The sequence below is a fragment of the Prochlorococcus marinus CUG1435 genome (assembly GCA_017644375.1).
GTDB lineage: Bacteria > Cyanobacteriota > Cyanobacteriia > PCC-6307 > Cyanobiaceae > Prochlorococcus_A > Prochlorococcus_A marinus_AH.
In genome coordinates this window covers 21904-39972 of record JAEPLP010000001.1, presented here as the reverse complement: position 1 = coordinate 39972, position 18069 = coordinate 21904, and the positions used below count along the sequence as shown (strand labels likewise).

16 protein-coding genes are annotated in these 18069 nt (G+C 30.5%); 9 read left to right on the top strand and 7 right to left on the bottom strand.

What is annotated here, in order from left to right; translation table 11 throughout:
• Positions 1-1248 carry a hypothetical protein gene (locus JJ844_00255; GenBank protein ID MBO6974110.1) on the top strand — a complete coding sequence of 416 codons (1248 nt, stop codon included), beginning with the start codon at positions 1-3 and terminating at the stop codon, positions 1246-1248.
• 10 nt (positions 1249-1258) lie between these two features.
• Here the strand turns inward: JJ844_00255 and JJ844_00250 are convergent, their stop codons facing one another.
• The gene (locus tag JJ844_00250) at positions 1259-1789 is read right to left on the bottom strand and encodes a type II secretion system protein (GenBank protein ID MBO6974109.1); all 531 of its coding nucleotides are present in this window, start codon (positions 1787-1789) and stop codon (positions 1259-1261) included.
• A 160-nt stretch (positions 1790-1949) separates the two neighbouring features.
• Between JJ844_00250 and JJ844_00245 the strand changes: the two genes are divergently transcribed.
• Genes JJ844_00245 through JJ844_00225 form a run of 5 tightly spaced genes read left to right on the top strand, consistent with a single transcriptional unit; the run spans position 1950 to position 7463 of the window.
• A complete protein-coding gene (locus JJ844_00245; protein ID MBO6974108.1) occupies positions 1950-2594 on the top strand; it encodes a prepilin-type N-terminal cleavage/methylation domain-containing protein in 645 nt (214 codons plus the stop codon).
• 55 nt (positions 2595-2649) lie between these two features.
• Entirely contained in the window at positions 2650-4785 is a 2136-nt protein-coding gene (locus JJ844_00240) for a hypothetical protein (protein ID MBO6974107.1), read from the top strand.
• Complete coding sequence (locus tag JJ844_00235) at positions 4782-5357, top strand: hypothetical protein (protein MBO6974106.1); 576 nt, start codon at positions 4782-4784, stop codon at positions 5355-5357. The genes JJ844_00240 and JJ844_00235 overlap by 4 nt, the downstream gene beginning before the upstream one ends.
• A gap of 1 nt (position 5358) precedes the next feature.
• Complete coding sequence (locus tag JJ844_00230; GenBank protein ID MBO6974105.1) at positions 5359-5967, top strand: prepilin-type N-terminal cleavage/methylation domain-containing protein; 609 nt, start codon at positions 5359-5361, stop codon at positions 5965-5967.
• 5 nt (positions 5968-5972) lie between these two features.
• Entirely contained in the window at positions 5973-7463 is a 1491-nt protein-coding gene (locus JJ844_00225) for a hypothetical protein (GenBank protein ID MBO6974104.1), read from the top strand.
• 19 nt (positions 7464-7482) lie between these two features.
• Here JJ844_00225 and JJ844_00220 read toward each other — a convergent pair whose 3' ends face one another.
• The 5 genes from JJ844_00220 to JJ844_00200 form a co-directional block, all read right to left on the bottom strand.
• A complete protein-coding gene (locus JJ844_00220; GenBank protein ID MBO6974103.1) occupies positions 7483-9186 on the bottom strand; it encodes a type II secretory pathway protein in 1704 nt (567 codons plus the stop codon).
• Between the two features lie 112 nt (positions 9187-9298).
• Positions 9299-10156, bottom strand: a complete 858-nt coding sequence (locus JJ844_00215) for a hypothetical protein (GenBank protein ID MBO6974102.1) — start codon at positions 10154-10156, stop codon at positions 9299-9301.
• A 5-nt stretch (positions 10157-10161) separates the two neighbouring features.
• Entirely contained in the window at positions 10162-10887 is a 726-nt protein-coding gene (locus JJ844_00210; GenBank protein ID MBO6974101.1) for a hypothetical protein, read from the bottom strand.
• A complete protein-coding gene (locus tag JJ844_00205; protein ID MBO6974100.1) occupies positions 10878-12380 on the bottom strand; it encodes a hypothetical protein in 1503 nt (500 codons plus the stop codon). The genes JJ844_00210 and JJ844_00205 overlap by 10 nt, the downstream gene beginning before the upstream one ends.
• The gene (locus JJ844_00200) at positions 12370-12852 is read right to left on the bottom strand and encodes a hypothetical protein (protein MBO6974099.1); all 483 of its coding nucleotides are present in this window, start codon (positions 12850-12852) and stop codon (positions 12370-12372) included. The genes JJ844_00205 and JJ844_00200 overlap by 11 nt, the downstream gene beginning before the upstream one ends.
• 165 nt (positions 12853-13017) lie before the next feature.
• Between JJ844_00200 and JJ844_00195 the strand changes: the two genes are divergently transcribed.
• From JJ844_00195 to JJ844_00185, 3 genes are read left to right on the top strand one after another with little or no spacing between them, the layout of a single operon-like run.
• Positions 13018-14718 (top strand): type II/IV secretion system protein, encoded by a 1701-nt coding sequence (locus JJ844_00195; protein MBO6974098.1) that lies wholly within the window; start codon positions 13018-13020, stop codon positions 14716-14718.
• On the top strand, positions 14718-15791 hold the full coding sequence (locus JJ844_00190; GenBank protein MBO6974097.1) for a type IV pilus twitching motility protein PilT: 1074 nt from the start codon (positions 14718-14720) through the stop codon (positions 15789-15791). The genes JJ844_00195 and JJ844_00190 overlap by 1 nt, the downstream gene beginning before the upstream one ends.
• A 36-nt stretch (positions 15792-15827) precedes the next feature.
• Positions 15828-17189, top strand: a complete 1362-nt coding sequence (locus tag JJ844_00185; GenBank protein MBO6974096.1) for a type II secretion system F family protein — start codon at positions 15828-15830, stop codon at positions 17187-17189.
• 7 nt (positions 17190-17196) lie between these two features.
• Here the strand turns inward: JJ844_00185 and JJ844_00180 are convergent, their stop codons facing one another.
• Complete coding sequence (locus tag JJ844_00180; protein ID MBO6974095.1) at positions 17197-17964, bottom strand: prepilin peptidase; 768 nt, start codon at positions 17962-17964, stop codon at positions 17197-17199.
• Between the last annotated feature and the right edge of the window lie 105 nt (positions 17965-18069).

Sequence of the window (18069 nt, the reverse complement as noted above, 5' to 3'; positions counted from 1 at the left end):
ATGGTAATTAATTTATCAAAATACTTTAAAAGAATTAAAACTCTAGATATTAAGAATTCAATTTTTAAGAAATTTTTTATCAAGTTTTTTATAGTTTCTTTATCTTCAATCAATATTTTTGTTAATGCCGAGCCTTATCAGAAAAGTGATTTTAATCGTCTCAAACCTGGAAATCTAAATATATCTGTTTATGTTTTCCATGATAGGAATAGAAATGGAATATATGATTTAGGTGATAAATCTATGGTAGGAGTTGAAACCGAATTAATTAAACCAGATGGAATGAGTGTTATTGCAAAATCTAATACAAACGGATATTCAAACTTCAAAATGGCCTTAGGAAGTTCAAACTATAGGCATATAAATAAAGATAATGAAAAATATATTTTTAAAGTTTTAGAACCACCAAATTGGAGAATAACAACTGGCAACAAAACTCAAAAAATAGTTTTCTTGCGAAAGATTGGCTCTCCTGGGGGGGTAATTGCAGATGAGCCTCCAAATTGGGTTGGCTTAGCCCCAAATTTAACCATAAAAGGACAAATTAAAAGTGGCGGCGGGAAATTACCGAGTGATTTAACTATTAAAGCAATAAGCCCAACTAAAAAAAAGAAACATATTAAGTTAGGGAAAAATGGTGAATTTATATTTCCTGTTTATAAAGGAAAATGGCAATTGATTTTCAAAAGTAAATCAATAAATTGGGTGCAAAAAAAAATCATTAATGTCAGTCATGCTCCAATCGAGTTAATGAATATTTTTGCTGGCGAAAATAAGTTGCCAATTTCGGGTAAATTGAAAATAGAAAACTTTGATTGGATTCAATATTCAGATCTTGAGAAAATTCCTGACGGACACTTGGGATTAAAATGGAATTATCTTTTGGCAATAAATAATAAAAGCGCAAGAGGTCCAGGATATGTGAATATATTGAATAGTGGCCATGGAATAGCCTATAGCAGTTCAGGGCACCCTGTAACCATTGAAGCTTTTAAAGGCAAAAAATTTGATTTCATAGGGGGTTACTTTACAGTTTCTTGGAGTAAGGCAAATGGAGAGGAACTAAAAGTAGAAGCTTACAGAAAAGGGGAAAAAGTATTTGAAGATGTATTTCATTTATCACACTTAGGACCTAAGTGGTTAGAGGTTGATTTGCGGAGTATTGATAAATTAATTTTATCGACTAAACATTATTGGCAATTTGCTGCAGAAGATTTACATTTTAGAATTGAAGATGATTTAAAATAATACTTTGAATTTATAGGAATTCATCTAATAGAGGATCGTTTTCGGGAATAATTGGCGAATATACCCCTTCCCACCAATCAAGCCAGCCGGGGAGTTGGCCTTCAGAAGTTTTCTCCCCAGAAATTAAATTTATAATTAAAGAATATTCTAAATTTTGACTAATATTAGATCTTGTTACACGAATTCTATTTTCTTCTAAAGTGCTTAGGTTGATGCATTCACCTGGATTCCCAGTATAAGAAAAAAGATATTTATTATTTTTAAAAATTCCTAATCCAGAATTATTTTCTGGTAAATCATATTGAGTCGATAAATCATTTTTAATTAAACCTGATTGACATTCCCTTACGCTTTTTAATAAATATTTTTCGGCAACTAAAACTTCAACAAACTCAAGAGCAGGAGAAAAATTTGGAATAACCATTACTGCTAAAAATCCAATAACGGTGATCGCAATAGAAAGATCAATTATTGAGAAGCCGTTTTCAATTATTCTTATTGTTTTTATATGATTCGATATTTCTTGTTTTTTAAGAAACATTTTTCTCCAGATCAACTACTAAATTATTTATCTTTAATACTAAAAAGTATATAAATAAAGATTTAATTCACATAATTGGTTATCAATAAATTCCTTTTTATTGTCACATTTTGCAAGAAATAGTAGAATTTATAATAATATTAATCATTTTTAAAAAAAAATGAAAAAATTTCTAAACTCAAAATTTTTGAGACCTCAACTTAGAATCAATAAAATTAAAAGTCTCTCATCCCTTAATCAGATTAACTCAGAAGATGGTTTTACTTTAGTAGAACTAATTGTTGTAGTAATGATGATTGGTGTTCTTTCTTCAATAGCAATTCCACAATTCATGACTGCTGCTGATAAAGCAAAACAGAAAGAAGCTACAGGAATTGTATCTGCTTTGATAAAAGCAGCTACTGCCTATCAGACTGAATACGGCAGTTTACCTGAAGACCATCTAGATATTTCAGAATTTGCAAAATTTCAAAAATGTGATGCAACTGGTCATGATACACAAGGAGCGGCAGTTTGCAAAGATGCTAATCCAGTAGGTCTAGCGAATGGAGACTTTGAATTTACTTCTACATCTGGTCATTATGCAGTTTCATTTAGAGTCTTCGGTACAGGAGCTACCCAGGAATTTCAAGTACTGGCCAATCCAAATGGGACTGCATACAGTGGTAATGGTAGTGCTGTGACAGGTTGTTATGCTCCCCAACAAGCACTTACTGAGGTATATGAATTTACTGCAAAAGCTGCTACCGAGGCTAACGGTAAAGGTCAAAGAACTTGGCGTCCTTGTATAGATGGGAATTCATAATCAGATCAATAATTAGTTGCTTCATTGTAGAGATTTACTAATTTATATCGTTTAAATGTTGATCTTTAAAAAATATTCACAAATCATATATAAAAAAAATAATCAAGGTTTTGCTTTACCACAAATCCTCATAATAGGTATAGGAATTGCTGTTGGTGTAAGTGGTTTAATGGCTGCATCAATATTAGGTTTAACAGGTTCAAGGATAAATAGACAAGAACTTCTAGCTAAATCATCTTCTTATTCGGGTATATCAAAATTAAGAGCACTACTTAATGACAATAGTCAGGGGAGATTATTTAATTACTTTTGGATTGTTAATAATTGCTCTGATAAATCTACTGAATGTGAATCTACAAATATACCTATACCCGCTAATCAATATTGGGCTGACGATTCTTGGTGTAATGATGAAGAAAACTGTGTTGGCAGACAAAAGGCCCCTTTCTGTCCTCCTAATGAAAATTTCACATGGTCAGAAGAACAACAAATAGTTAGGAATTTATTCATTGGTTCAAATACGATCGGCAACACAACAAATTATACAGAAAAAGAATTTTCACAGACATTTAATTTGATTTCCACCAAGTATATAGGTACGGAAAATTCTGGGATTAATTCAGTTCTGATAGAAGGTGTGTCCTCTCCAATAAATAGCACTAATGAATCCGCTTCAAATAAACTAAGAGTAAATATTCAAGTTAATAGTGATACTTCTGAATCAGGATTTGGTTTTTTTGGTATTGGTGAAAATAATTCTGACAAAAAAGATTCATTTTTTCTTGGGAATCTAAATATTATTCCATTTGATAATGCAAAAGGCTCAATAATATGGAGGATGAATCTTGAGGATATTAATGACTGCCAAAACGTAAAAGAATTAGCAAAAGGAGAGGATTCTTTATTACCTGATACCGCTAATGGGGGAATATGGATCCAACCTTTAAGTCTCCCAAAACAACCTAGATTAAAAAATGTCATTGATATTGGAACAGTAATTTGTACTAAAAAAAATTATGAAAAAATAAATACTAAATGCAAATTAGATGCTGAAGATTTACCTCAAAAAACGTTTCGTATATATTCACTATATTCAAAAGGCCCTGGTTCAGTATTCGAAGTCTCCACAACAGATGAATCAAAAGTTATTCTTGAAATAATGGGAGATATTGATATAAGTAATGAAGGTATTTTCTGCCATAAGAATGGAACTGAAGAATGCGGAACAGGAAAACCAGAAAACCTTACAATACTTTTTAAACAAAAAAACCAATCCGAAACAAACAAATTGGTTTGTAATAGAGAAGATTATAACGGTGGTGTCGTTTTAAAAAATAATCTTAGTTACGCAAATATTAGTTATCCAATAGATAATAATCTTTTACCTGGGCATAGTTTTTTAATCGACAACACTGGTGACGAGTCTGCAAAAAAATTTGGTGCTTTTATTTATGGCCCTAAGACAACTTTTATTTCAGTAGAGCCCAATAATAATTGGGTGCAAGTTACCAATGAGGAAGAAGGAAGCAATGCTGGACTAGTAATAACTTCAAGAGGATCATATGGATATATAAAAAATACACTCGGAAATTCTGTTGGCGACCAGATTACCAACCTTATTTTAAACTCTGACCTAAGACTTATATCATATGGAGGACTGCAAGAAAATAATCTAAATAACAATATTGAAGTTATAGGAATAGGGGAAAAAGTAGATAATTTACCTCCAGGAACACAATTTAATTCTTCTACAAATAATGTATTTCTCCTTTTTAATAATTCAACTGGGAATTATCATCTAAGAAGTTTTCAAACAATTAACATCAATCGTTTAAATAACAAAAACATGATGTATTCCTATCCAGGGAATTTTGCAATACTAAATCCTGAAAATAATTTCAACGATATCAATTTGGGAAATGATTTACAAGATTTCAATTCAGCAAAAGTTTGGTTGGATGCATTTGATATACAAGTTCAGGCAATTAATAGAGATTCAAGACGGGATTTTACTGGTGCAGCATGGGTTAAAAATTTATGTTTTGACAATACAGGATACAAGACATGGGAGTTTTCAAACAACTTTATAGATAAAATAAAAGAATGGCATGGCAATGAATTTAATTGGGGAATAAAATACTACAGAGGAAAATCCATTATTCTCTGGGATACATTAAGGGATTTTCAATGAATATCCTTGCGAAATTAAATCAAATAAAACATCAAGATATGAAAATGAAAAGTAATGGTTTTGGACTCGTAGATGGCATACTTAGTATTAGTCTTTTAGCAGGAGTTATTACGTATGGAATTTATTTCTCATCTTTAAGACTGGGCACGGTACATTCTTCTAATCTTATTCGTTCAGTAAACAAAGAAATTGAGAGAGATATTGAAAGATTAAAATTAGATTTATGGGCTATGTTTTATGATCAAAATAAAGGGGAGTATTTATTATCTAAAAACGAATGCAATGATTTTTTTGAAAATATAATTAATATTCCAAGTTGGACCATTGATACAGGTACAGAAAACGCAATTATTCAATCATGGCGACCAGGTAAAGAAAGAAGCAAAGTTTTTAGTGGTGGTACAGTTTTAATAACAAGAGAACTAAATATTTCTGCTCCCGTTAATAATGAATCTCTTAATAATTCAATAGCGACAGTCAATTATAGTGTCCAATGGGGAACAAATAATAAGCATTGGTTAAGTATCGACCTAAATCCAGAAGCACATAGTTGGTGCGAGCAAATTATCTAGAATGAACCAATCTTTTAAAAAAAATTTTACGTTAAATAAAAAATCTCTGGGATTTACTTTAGTGGAATTAATAATTGTAGTTGGAATGATAAGTATTTTTTCTGGTTTGATGTTACCTAGTTTTCTAAATTGGATAAGAACTGAGAAAGTTAATTCCTATACGCGAGAATTAAGAGAATATTTAAGGGTAGTTAGATTAAATGCAAGAAGATGGGGAGCTATTTGTACTATAAGTACAAACTATATTTCTCATAACGGAGTGTCAAATGATAAAAACTATTATGGTTATGATGTTTCCTGTAGTGGAAGTTCTGGAACAATTAATTCTTTAGCACCAGCTATAAATAATTCTATTTTTCAAATTATCAATAAAGACTTTAGAATAACTCCGAATGGTAGAGTCAGCTCAGATGGACCCATAGTAATCGTAATAGGATCAAAATATTTTAGTGGCGGTGCAAGAATGCTTAACTGCTTGATTGTACAATCACCAACTGGTCATATCATTAAAGGAAAATTTAATGACAGAAACTGGATTTCCTCTGAAATGCCAGTCAGCCAGATTGATCTTAATAATAATATAAGTGCAGATAAATGTGAATCATCTTAAATCAAATGAAAAATAAGATAGATAAAAAAAATGGTTTTACCATTATTGAACTAATTATTGCGGGAGCAATTTCAGTAACGGCCATAGGTATTGGATTCTCAATATTGCAAATTGCATTAAAAGGAAATAAAATTGATGAAACTCAAATGGGAATAAATGGAAGAATAAATGATACTCTTGATTTTATTTTAGATGAAGTTAAATCAAGCAAAAGAATTATTGATAATGAAGCAGACATAACTCAATTTAATAGTAATTGTACCTCGCCTAATGAAGGAGAATTCCTATTCGCAATAAGTCTGCCTAATCAAGCACTTACAAAAAGTGATTATAAACCTCAAGGCGATCAATTTAATTTAAATCAAGTTGAGTGTCCAATAGTTTACTCTCTAAGACCGAGCTTAAGTAATGAGAAATTACCTTATACATTAATAAGATATGGTCCTCAATATAATGATCTAGGTTATTATATCTCACCTTCTTATGCACAATTTCAAGAAACAATATTATTAGATGGAATAACGTCATCCACGGAATATAAAAAAATTAATTGCCCCAATGGATGGGATTCTTTAAACACAATAAAAGGGATTTCATTTTGCATCGATGAGTTTAAAAAAGCCATCGAAATACAAATTGAAGCATGGGATCCCCAGCAAGGAATTCAAAATAATCAATTAAGATCCATAGCTTCTATTGGAGGTTTTAGTTCAATACAAGATGAAAGACAAATTAATCTTTCACAACTTGATGCCAATAATTTCAATAATTCGCCATCATGCTTTGGCGGTCAATGCTGCTGGCTTGGGATTTGTTTAAGATCTAATAAAGTAACTTATCTAATAGATAATTCATTTTATATGCATGAGGATTATCTACACTATAACGGTGAAATAATTAACGGTAACTGGCAATCAATTAGCAATCCAGAAGTATTATCTCCAGTAATTAATGGTAAAAATTTATTTGAATATACGATATCAAGCCTAAAGCAACATATTAATCAATTACCAGCATCAAATAATTTGTCAGAACAAAATAAGATGTATGTCCAAATTATTGCCAACAATAGCATTTCAAATTATTTATTTGAAAATGGTCCGCAAGAACTTTCTTCTTCAAATAAGATTCTTGCCTTAAATTATTTAGACAATTTGAGGGCAGAAGGAGAAACAGCAATAGATCCTTGGGATGATATTTGCAGAATTCTAGAATCAGAATATGTCGGCCAATTAATTATTTTAAGCGCTTGGAAGCCTACAACCGTTAGTGCATCTATTCAGCAATCATGTGCTGGATCAGTGGAAGGGGAATATGCAGATATAGTTAATGAATATAATCAATTCACAAGAAGCAAAAGTGAAACTGGAGCTTTGTTGATCGATAGCATATCTCTTTTTAACAACTTTTGCGAAAGTTCAAAAAATATTTTTCGGGAACAATGGTTAGGTTCAATATCAGAAGGGGCAGAATCTTATTGTGTACACATTAAATAGAATGCATATTTTATTATTATTACTTCAATTCTTCATATAAGTTTTTAGTATTTTCGTCACTGAATTTAAGATCATATTTTTTATTATTAACAGTTGTATCGTCTTCAAGAACTTTAGGAGTAACTAAAATAATTAATTCTCTTTGATCATTATTAGTTTGTTTCGATCTAAATAAGGCACCTAGTAATGGCAAATCCCCTAATATTGGATATTTATAAGTTGTATCAACATCTGTCTCTTGAATTATGCCTGTAAGGACAAGAGTTTCTCCGTCTTTAATACGGATAGCTCCTGTATCTAACCTTCTATTATTTATTTTTGAAACTGATCCACATCCAACAACGTTAAAACTTCCTGATATGCCAGTAACGATTGGCGTCATAGTAAAAGTAACAAAATTATTTTCATCAATACCTAAAATTTTAGCTCCTAAACTTACTCCAACTGTGTCATAACTGTATGTACATGCTCCGCCTTCTCCTTGAGAAGCATCTACTGGCACCTTATCTCCAATAACCACAAAGCCTTCACTACCAATTTTTCGACCAATACCTGAATCATTGCCCGCTTCAGTTAATTTAGATTCACTAAGCAATAAAGTTGGGCTTGCTAATACCTTGGTTGATCCATTTTCTATACTAGCCTCAAGCAATCCAAAAAAAGATTTATTTGGATAGGTGGAACCTGGATTTACAGTTCCGGAAGCTCCTGCATCAGGAAAGGTTGGTAAAAAAGTTCCAAATGCAGATTTAATTTTCCCCTGTGTCCCAATAATAAATGCATCATCAAAAGTACCTCCATAATCCTTCATTGATGAATTCTTATCAGATAAATTTACATCCAATACTTTAACGCTTAAAGCAACTTGTTTTTGTCTAATATCTAATTTTTCCAAAAATGATTTCGCTAATGTTATTAATTGTTCTTCCCCAACCATGGTAACAGTTTGTAGTCTTTCATCAGTTGTTGCAATAAGTCCAACTAATGGACCAATACCCGCTCCATAAACTTTTACAGAAGTTTCTGATTGATCTGTGGTAGTGGAAGAAGTAGAAGCTCCTTGCACAGCTTGAGACTGAGACGTCCCAGAAGTAACTGAAGTTGTGATGGTAAATGTCTTTGTAACACTTGCACCAAGATTGGCTAAGTAATCAGCAGCTGAACTAGCACTTATTTGATTCAATTGAAAAACATCTGTAGCTCTTTTAGTAAATACAGTATTCCTTACATTAGGTCCAACATAAAGGACATTATCATGTAATTTTGCTTGCAAACCACTAGCTAGTAGTAGTGCATTAAATGCCTTGTTATAACTCTCATCATTCAATGTCATAGATATCAGGCGCTCATTATCTGTCTTGGATTCATCATTAGGATTATTTTTAACCCAAACAAATCCATAATTCGCTATTTTTGCCATATATTCAAATATTTCTTTTGCTTTAGCTTGTTTGAAAACTAAAGAAACTTTTGGACCCTCTATGTCTAAAAGATTAGGATTAACTATATAAGATGAAATTAATTGATTTTGATATTGATTTCTTGAGGCATTATCGTTATGAGTAATTTTCGATTCAGGTAAAAGTGATTCACCATGATTGAGAGAAATTTCTTTATGACGTTCGGTAAAAAATATTTCTTGCGCAATGTTAGGTGCTCCAAAAAGGCTTGTGAAAACTAGTAGAGCTATTGATTTTTGAATCGACTTTCTTTGCGGATACAATGTTCAGCATTATATGTCTTATAATAATAGCAATTTGTACTAACTTAGGACTAATTATTTATTCCTCAGTATTGTTTTCTGTATATTGATGTAATTTATTTTTATAAATATATCATCTCGTGTAAGAGGGTATCTTGAAAATAATCCTTGTGATTACTTTTCCTAAGTTAGCGTCATCTACTATTTTATCAATTTCATTAGAGCTACTAATAGGTTTACCTAATTCATCCAATGGAATAATTAAAGATTCATTTTTAATATCCTGATTGGGAATTTGTGTTGGGATACTTATTTCTGATTCAACTTCTAAACAATAAGGTATAACAGTGACATTATATTCCTGAACTAAATTAAGGAATTTTAGGATATCTAAATAATCTGAACTAAAACTAACCTCATAAAAATTTTCTAAAGTTGATCCTTTCTTGGATGAATTTTGGTTCTTTTTTCTAGATTTGAATTGTTTTGATTGCTGTTGTATTTTTGACTTTTTACATAATTTCGAGGAATCAGGATTAATTATTGGTGAAAAATAATTGATCTTTACATTAGATTTTTTAGCTACTTTATTCAAAAGTTGGGTAATAAAAACTAATTGATTATTTCTCAAAAAGGAATTGTTTACGTCTGTCATTATTTTTTCAACTTCTTTAAATTCTTTCTCTGCCTTCTTTAATTGAGAACGCTTAATGGGCAAGTTTTGAGATTCTTTTCTAAACTCCTTTAACTTTTTACGCGTTGAAATTAATAATTCAAATTTGGGTATTAAAACAAAGGCAGATAATAATCCAGCAAAAGTAATCCCTAATATTGGTTTGGAGTACTTAGATTTGCGAATATCATAAAACAACCTTTTGTAATTAATATTTTTCAGATCCTCTATTTTTAAATCTTTAAGACTACTAAAAATTTCATTAAGATCAATATCTTTAAGTTTTTGTAGAAAATTATTATCGTTTTTTTGTGCCAATTTCCTTAAGATCCTAGTTTAAGTTTTAGATTGTTAAATCTTTTTAATTTTTGAAGTAAACCATTTGCTTTAGATTCTATATACAAATCCTTTCTTTTTGCTACGTCTAATTTTTTTATTGCTCCGTAAATTTCCATCTCAAAATCAGGGATTGGATCAGAATTACCTGTTTTAGGAGAATCTTTTCTATTAACTTGATTTATATTTACAGAGTCTTTAAGTATCAATGGTGACTCAACTATTAAAGTAATAAATTCATTCAGGGCATCAAGATTAAATGCGGTTGCAATAATATCAAAACCATTATCACTAAATGTATAGCTAATAAGTTGAACCCCTTTTGGAACCGTGCTCTGTAAATAAAATGCAAACAAATATGATGTTGTTGCTTGTGTGAAGTATTTATCGATGTTTTTAATTTTATTTCTAAATCTTGTCTTTGAAGATTCTAAATCTGACAATTTCTGGGAAACAACTTGGTACTGAAAGTGATCACTTTCTAAGTTTTTGATATTTCTGTTAGGAAAGGAAGTTAAAATTTCTATCCCTAAACTAGATAATAAAATAAAAAGAGAGGGATAAATTACTTCTTTATTTAATTTGGTCTGATCAATTATATAGCTAATTTTTTTCTTCAGACTTGCATCTGAAATTAATAGATTAGGAGGAGCTGGCCTCTCCCAAGGGGTTAATTTTGAGTTTTTAAAAGCAAAATTATAATTTATACGCATAATGTCAAAATTGATGCAAGTGAAAAAATTCTTGAATCTATTGAATCTGATAATAGTTCATGTATCTGCATAGTTTTTGGAGAATAAGAAAATTCAGATAATTTTAGCTCGTTAATACTCTTAAAACCCTTAGGTAAATGGAATTCAGAATTGATCAGATTATCTAATCCTGAACCCATAACGAATATGTTTAAAGGTGGCTTTTCATTATTATTATTCATAATAATCTTAATTGAATTTGAAACCCTATCAAAATAATTTTTCCCTGAATCTTTTAGATTAGATGAGACGTATAAGCTAGAACCGAAGGGAAGCTTATGAGAATTTAATTCACCTGATGCACCACCAATTAATAATGTTGTCACTGTTGATTCGATATCAATTAATATAGTTTTTTCTTCTACAATGGTTTTTGTTATCGCATCAAAAATTAAAGGGGCGGTTGGAACGAGACCAATTATTGGAAGATCTATCATTTCTAATGTATCAGTCCAACCTTTAATAAAGTCTTTTTGAGAGTAAGTCGTTCTAACAAAACCATTAGATATTTGAGGATCTGACATTCTGAGAAAATCAACAAGTGTATTATCCGGCAAGTAAGGGCTTTTAGACTGAACTTTTCTATCTGATAATGATATCTGCTTTAAATCAGATGCTTTAAATGTATGAATATTAAAAAAGGAACTTGATATTACTACTAAAATAGGGGCGGTATTTAAATCTAATAGATTAATTGAGTCGAGAGCAATATTAGCTAATTCATTACTATCTTCTACTAAAGAATCCCCAATAACATTTCCAGGTATTGGTATTTCTGTTAAGCCATTTATTTTAATTCTATTGTTCAAATTAATATTCAAGCTGATAAAGATAAGATTATGATCAGAATAAAAAATCATCCCAATTTTTTGATCAAACTTTTTATTTTTTGGCTTTACTAGAGAATCTTTATTAAAGAATCTGAATTTTTTTAATTCTTCAAATAATTGATTTTTTATTTTGGACTTAGGAATTAAATTTTTGATAAAGTCCCTCTTTTGCAATTTTAAAAAGCTTAAAAATTTAAATTGATTTATCTGAGAAATTATATTTTGAAAATTATCACTATCAGCCTCTTTCTTTTTTAAAGAAACTTTTTTAATATTTTTTTTTGATTTTTTTTGTTTAACTTTTTTCTTTTTAAATTGATTAATCTGAGATATTAAATTTTGATAACTACTAGAGCTTATAATTTCATTTAAAAAAGAAGCTGTATTTTTACTTTTATTTTGTTTGTCTTTTAATTCATCATTTATCTTAAGACTTTTAATTTTTTCAATTATTTTTTGATATTTCTCGGTCTTGGAAATATTTTTTATAAAAGGGAGATGCATATTGCTCCCTACAGATTTATTTCTTTGAAATTTTTCTTTTGAAATTAAAGCAAAATAGTCAAAAAATTTTACTCTTAATGTATTAATATAATTTTCTAGAAATAATGGATTAATTTTCATATTCCAAACCAGCTAAAATTAACTTATAGTTCTTTGAACCATTACTAACTTCAACAGAGGTTTCTTCATAAGAAATCGAATTGATAATAAATCCATTATCCATTAAATCGCCAACTTCGTAAAATTTTTGAACATTATCTGTTTCTATAATTGCAAGTAATTTGCTCCCTGATCTAGCTATACCTTTAAATATCAAAGCAGAATAAATATCATCAATGTTTGATAATTCGGACTTTTCAGGATCTTGGAAAGGATTTCTATTCGTTTTTACTCTTTGTAATGCAGAGTTGAAATCACCCAATGGCATTGGCTTTAAGCTATCCTCTAAAATTTTATTTGTATTCGAACTATTATCAATCAATAAAGAATTATTTTTTTGTTCTTCACTATTTATTTTAGTCACAAAAAAAATGCTTGCTAAAGCAATTGAGAAATAAGAAATTAAAATAGGAAAATGAATTTGATTTTTCATGAATCTTGAAAAGACTTTTGAAAAATAATGCAATTTACATAAGTTTAATTAGAATTATAGCTATATTTTAAAATAAAGTATTAATATGCTTTATTAAATCTTTACTTATTAAAAATTCTCCTTTTTTAAATGTCTGCTACCGGCGAAATCAAAAACAAAAATGGAATTTTAGATAATAGGGAAATTAGTGATTTTCTCACCCCTGAATTATGTGAAGATGCTGGGATAATTGTTATTGAAATTGTAGACGGTACATTATTGTTAGGGGCCATGAATTTGGCATACATCAAAGTAAAGGAAGTAATCAATACTATTGAAAGTGAGTTTAATTTTAAAGTGAGCTTAAAACAAATAACCTCTCTTGAGTGGGAAACTTGGTTTGAAAAAACTCATTCTGTTTCTGTTGAAAGTATTCAAAAAAAAACTACTAAAGATACATATGAAGTAAAAAACGAATTTATTGAAAATGATAATGAAGATAATAAATTTCCAGAAAAATATGAAGATGTCAAATTTACAGAAAATAATCAACTCTCTGATTTTGATGATTCTCAGGATTATGAAAGTGATGAATTAGTTGATGATGAAAATGATGAGGCTCTAATAAAATTGGCTCAAGCTAGGATTGGAGAAGATTCCGAAATTGAAAATGATATTCTTTTTGGAGAAGAATTAACATCTTCAAGAGATCCTGTTATAGCTGGGGTTGCATCCATATTAAGCAAGTGTTTTACAGTAAAAGGATCTGATATTCATGTTGAGCCTTTGGAAGACAGATTACGAATAAGATACAGAATTGATGGTGTTCTTGTAGAAGCATTTGCTTTCCCTAAGTCTCATGTAAGTCCAATAATAAGCAGAATAAAAATCATGAGTAAATTGGATATTTCAGAGAAAAGATTACCTCAAGACGGCAGGATTAGATGTTTATTAAGGGGACGAAAATCTGATTTCCGAGTGAGTACATTACCTGGAAGATGGGGAGAAAAAGTTGTTCTTAGAGCTTTAGAGAGTGATAATTCTGTTTTAAATCTTTCTAAATTAATAACTGAAAAAATTGAGCTTAACTTAATACAAAATATGTCAAATTCTCCTTATGGGATAGTCATAATAGTTGGCCCTACTGGATCAGGGAAATCAACTACTTTGTACTCAATGTTGAGTGAACTTAATAAGCCAGGTGTCAATATAAGTACAGTAGAAGATCCGGTAGAATATACATTAGATGGTATACACCAAGTTCAAGTTATACGAGAAAAAGGTCTCGATTTTTCAAGAGCACTTAGATCTTTGATGAGGCAAGACCCTGATATTATTTTGGTTGGAGAAACGAGAGATAAAGAAACAGCTCAAGCCGCCATGGAAGCTGCTCTTACGGGCCATATGGTTTTTACCACACTACATGCAAATGACACTTCGACTGCAATAACAAGACTTGCTGAGATGGAAATCCCTCCATATTTGATTGGAGCTTCAATAATTGGATTGGTTGCGCAAAGATTAGTAAGAAAAGTCTGCAAATCATGTAGTGAATTTAAGACAATAAATCCTGTAGAGAACGAATTGGCTGCAAGCATGGGAGTCAAAAAGGCAAGATTTTTAATAAAAAACAATACTCAATGTCCTGTTTGCAATGGAACTGGATACAAAGGAAGAGTTGGCATTTATGAGGTCATGCAAGTAAATGATTTAATCAGGGAGTTAATTATGAAACAAGCTAATGCTGAAGAAATTAGAGAAATTGCATTCCAAAATAGAGGTAGAAGCTTGCTATCATATGGGATGGATTTAGTGAAAAATGAGCTAACCACTATTGAAGAAGTCGAACGAGTTTGTTTATTAAATGATTCACCCAATAAAAGCTAATGAAATTAAAAAATCTTATGACCGAGTTGGTAAAGCGTAACGGTTCCGACTTACACCTAACTGGCGATAGTGTCCCTTTTTTTAGAGTTCAAGGTCAAATATTACCAGCATCAAGTGAACAATACTCATCCAAAGATTTGTATCTTGATCTTGAAGAACTTCTCGGAGCTACAAAACTCCAAACATTTAAAATAGAAAAAGAATTAGATTGCAGTTATGGATTAGAAGGCATTGCAAGATTTAGAATGAATATTTTTTTAGATAGAGGAAAAATTTCTTGTGTTATGAGAGCTTTAAATACTGAAATTCCAAGTTTTTCCCAAATAGGCCTTCCTGATAGTGTTCAACAACTTTTAAGCAGGCCAAGAGGCTTGATGCTTGTTACAGGACCTACGGGCTCTGGCAAAACAACCACTTTAGCCAGTGGAATTGATTGGATTAATTCAAATTTCGCCCATCATATTCTTACAATTGAAGATCCAATAGAATTTATCTACAACAACAAAAATTGTTTAGTAAGACAAAGAGAAGTTGGGGAAGATACAAAATCATTCTCTAACGCTTTGAGATCAGCATTAAGAGAAGATCCAGACATTATTTTGGTAGGTGAGATGAGAGATTTAGAGACTATCAGTTTAGCTATTACCGCTGCAGAAACAGGACATTTAGTCTTGGGAACTTTACACACAGCGTCTGCATCTCAAACCATTGACAGGATTATTGATGTTTTCCCAACATCACAACAAATGCAAATTAGGGTCCAACTTTCATCCTCATTGATTGGTGTTATTTCACAAACCCTTTGTAAAACAATTGACAACAAAAGATCTTTGGCTGCAGAAATATTAGTAAATAATAATGCAATCGCTAATTTAATTCGAGAAGCTAAAGCTTCACAAGTTTATTCCCAACTCCAAATTGGAGGTAAGTTTGGAATGCAAACTTTGGAGCAATCTCTTTCTCAACTTGTTACCCAAAGTATTATTACAACAGACGAAGCTTTCTACAAATGTAATAGACCTAATGTTCTGAAAGGTATTTTGGATGAAATCAATCCTGAAAAATCTAATTAATTATTATGGGCTTGATACTATATAATTTCTAAAATAATGGATTACAAATTTATTGAGAATGCCAGATTAAGAAGGCTTATGCAAAAAGCTCGTCATAAGAGAAAAGTACTAGATAATCCTAATAGAGTTCCTGAACACAAAAATGCAAAAATAACTCAAAAATATAAAAACGTCATACCAATACCTTCGAAGAAAAAGAATCTTAGAAATAAACAAAAAAGCAAATTATCTTTTTTAAAAACTTATGTCGAATTAAAAATTCAAGAAAGAAAAGAATTCTTAGAGGGTGACATGACTTCATTAAGAGAAAAAAGGAAGTTAATAAGATCTAAATCAATGGGTAAAAGAAGATTAAAAAGCCCTCCCATTAAGGACTTAGCGGTCGCCACAAAGCAATTATCCTCCATGATAAGGACTGGTTTACCTTTATTAGACTCTCTCAATATTATTTCAGACACCGCAGAAAACCCAACGATTCAATACTCTTTTAAAGAGATAGCTCTAGGCATAAGCAAAGGTTCAACTATGTCTGAAATGCTTGATAAATATCCAGAAGTATTTAATGAAATGTATAGAGCACTTGTAAACGCAGGTGAAACTGCAGGACTACTTCCTACAACCCTCGATAGACAAGCAAAATTATTAGAAAGTCTTGCAAAAATTAAAGGCCAAATTAAAAGTGCCTTGGCTTATCCTTCTGCAATAGCAATCCTCACGTTAGTGATAGTTTTTATAATGATGATTTTTGTTATTCCAATTTTCGTCGATATTTATGATCAATCAGGTGCTCCACTTCCTGGGATTACTCAATTTTTAATTGACTTATCTGATCAAATTAGATCAATACAATTCTACTATAAAGCAATTCCATCTGGCATAGCAATCTATTTGTTTTCCAAATATTTATCAGGTAGATCAGCTTTTATTTGGTGGTATGATAAAACATTACTTCAATTACCAATTACAAAAGATTTGGTCACAAAATCTTGTTTGGCTAATTTTTCAAGAACATTATCTTCATTAAATAGTGCTGGAGTTCCGATCTTAGAGGCATTAACGATAGCAAAAAAAACTCTCAAAAATAAAATATTTAATCGAATCATAGAAAACGCTTACACAGACATCCAAGCTGGAAACCCTATGCACAAAGCTTTTGATAAAGAGTCAGTAATACCGATAATGTTTACCTCGATGTTCAGGATTGGAGAAGAAACAGGTGAACTTAGTGAGATGATCACAAAACTAGCCGATTTTTATGAAGATGAAGTTTCTTCAAGTGTTAAAAGCTTAACTTCAATCATGGAACCTTTAATGATAATTTTTGTCGCTGTTTTCGTGGGAATAATATTAATTGCAATGTACCTTCCAATGTTCAGTATGATGTCCACTGTTGGTTAAATTTTATTTAAATCTGTAAAAATAGTATTTTTAAAAATATCTGATTACCAAAGTACCAAACAAGTAACCCAGACAAAGCTAAAAAAACGCCAAAAGGAATTTTTTGATCTCGTTTTATTTTTTTTAAAATCAAACCAAAAGTTACAAAAATTCCAGCTAATAAAAAGGCTAACCATATAGATATAAATAATCCTTGCATTCCTAACCAAGAACCTATTAAAGCACATAATTTTGCGTCCCCTCCTCCCATGACAGGCTTTTTGTAAATTTTTTTGCCGATATAACTTAATAAAATAAAAAAATTAAAACCTAAAAAAGATGCAACTATTGTATTAATTGAATAATTAAATTGATAAAAATCATTAGTAAAATCAACAAATAATGATCCAGTTATTCCTAATATTAGCCCTGTTAAAGTAAGTGATTTAGGAAGCCAAAAGTATTTAAAATCTAGTATTGCCAGGGCAATTAATAAAGTGCAAAAAATAATACCAAATAATATTCTTACAGATATTGGTTGTTGACTATAAATTGTTGGATGAGCATATATGTTGAACCAAACTAAAATGCCAACTAATAATTCTATCGCTGGATAAGAAAAAGATATTTTTGTCTTACAAATTCTGCATTTGCCCTTTAATAGAAACCAGCTTATTAATGGTAAATTATCAAACCATTTAATATTTATGTTGCATTGTGGACATCTACTATTTGGATAAATTATTGATTTATTTAACGGCAGTCTGTAAATTAAAACATTAACGAAGCTTCCTATACAACAGCCAATAATAAACAAATATATGCCAGTTGCCAAAACTCTATAATCCTTCTTTTAAGAAATGTACTTTAGGTAAAATCATACTAGAAATGCAAGAAGACC